Source organism: Nitrospirae bacterium YQR-1, assembly GCA_039908095.1.
In the GTDB taxonomy this organism is placed as follows: Bacteria; Nitrospirota; Thermodesulfovibrionia; order Thermodesulfovibrionales; family Magnetobacteriaceae; genus Magnetomonas.
In genome coordinates this window covers 1-1,633 of the sequence record JAMOBJ010000073.1, presented here as the reverse complement: position 1 = coordinate 1,633, position 1,633 = coordinate 1, and the positions used below count along the sequence as shown (strand labels likewise).

General features: G+C 44.1%; 1 protein-coding gene and 1 pseudogene. One reads left to right on the top strand and one right to left on the bottom strand.

Annotated elements, in window-relative coordinates; all coding sequences use genetic code 11:
• A pseudogene (gene rplE / locus H7844_15910) lies at window positions 1-95 on the top strand (50S ribosomal protein L5).
• 192 nt (window positions 96-287) lie between these two features.
• Here rplE and H7844_15905 read toward each other — a convergent pair.
• On the bottom strand, window positions 288-1,633 hold a 1,346-nt coding region (locus H7844_15905; protein MEO5358763.1), incomplete at its 5' end, for a hypothetical protein.

Below are 1,633 nucleotides of genomic sequence, written 5' to 3'. Positions count from 1 at the left end.
TTGTAACAAAGGCCAAAAAGTCTATAGCGGGGTTTAAGCTGAGAAAGGGTATGCCTATAGGGTGTATGGTTACTGTGGATAAATTGGAAGTGTTCAGGAATCTTATCAAGAAAGCGGGTTCAGTGGATGAATTGAAGGAGTTTTTTACTAATAGTATATAAACAAAGATGGTGCTTACCGGCTGGGCCGATTATGAAATGTACAATTACCTGATATTTTCTGTGATATAAGTCCTTTGTAGTGATTGAGGGATGGTGACATAAATGCAGGGTTATTCGCAGGACAAGTTAGAATAAGAGATTGCTGTGTTGCGGTGAGAGGTACTCGCTGCCTTTAACTACAAATGAACCCCGTTGTGTTCTTGCCGCCCCGCAGCTTTCAGGAAGCATTTTCTCGGCCTGAAGATAACTCCGGTTCAACTGAATTAATGAACCGGTAATGTCAGAAAGCGGAGAGTTTATATTTATTCTACCTTCATGTCCGGTTATTGTTGAGGAGGCATGAAGAGCGCTGCTATCCCATAAGAATACTGCATGAGCACCTATTGTTATGTCCCCTCCGTATCCTAAATCAGCGTCTGCCGATATTTCGCTGCTATCCAGTACACACAGGGTAGTGGCAAGGATATTGACATTGCCGCCCTTATCTTTACCGCTTTTAACACTTGATAAGATAGCACTGCCGTTGAGCAGTTGAATGTTAAGCCCGGTTATACTGATATTGCCTCCTGATGTGCCGGTTGAGGAGGTTTCTACCAAGCCCTCATTAAGATAAAAACTATCAGATGTATTAATTTCGACACTGCCGGCATCCCCTCTTCCAGTGCTTATCGCAGAGACTGTGCCGCCGTCAGTTATATAAAAATTTTTTGAAACGAGCGTAATTTTCCCACCGTCTCCTAACCCCTCGGTTACAGAGTAAATCCCACCTCGGTAGGTGTAGCTCTCTGTGTTATATTGGCCTGAGATGGTTATAGACTCAGCAGCATTTATGGAGATATTGCCGCCTGTCCCCGTACTTGCACCAATTACGGAACTACTTATCATACCGCCGTCGGTTATGTTCAAATTACCGGTTTCTATCGTAATATCTCCTGCCTTACCCTCTCCGTGCGTCACACTGTATATTCCGCTTGCATAATCCACAATATTAAAATAGTGTCCTGATATAGTGATGGTATCGGAGGCTTTTATTGAAATATTGCCGCTCTGTCCTGTGCTCTGTGCTCTAGCTGAGGTGCTGATAACTCCATCATCAGTCAGTTTCAGCTCATTTGTCTCAATTGTAATGTCTCCACCCTTACCACTGCCGTAAGTCACGCTGTATATTCCGCTTGAGTAATCCATTCCTCTGTAATAGTGCCCTGAAATATTAACAGTGTCTGAGGCATTAATTGTGATACCACCACCGTCACCGGTGCTGCCTTTGAGGGCGGATGTACTTATAACACCACCGTCCGTTATGTCTAAATTACTTGTTTCAATGCTGATATCACCGGCTTTACCCGCTCCATATGTCACATTATATATTCCGCTGGTGTAAACACCGTTGCCGCTGTCAGTTATAAGGTCTTCAATTAAAAGCACACTCTGCCCTATCCTCACCGTCCCCTCAACCACGCTTCCCATACCAT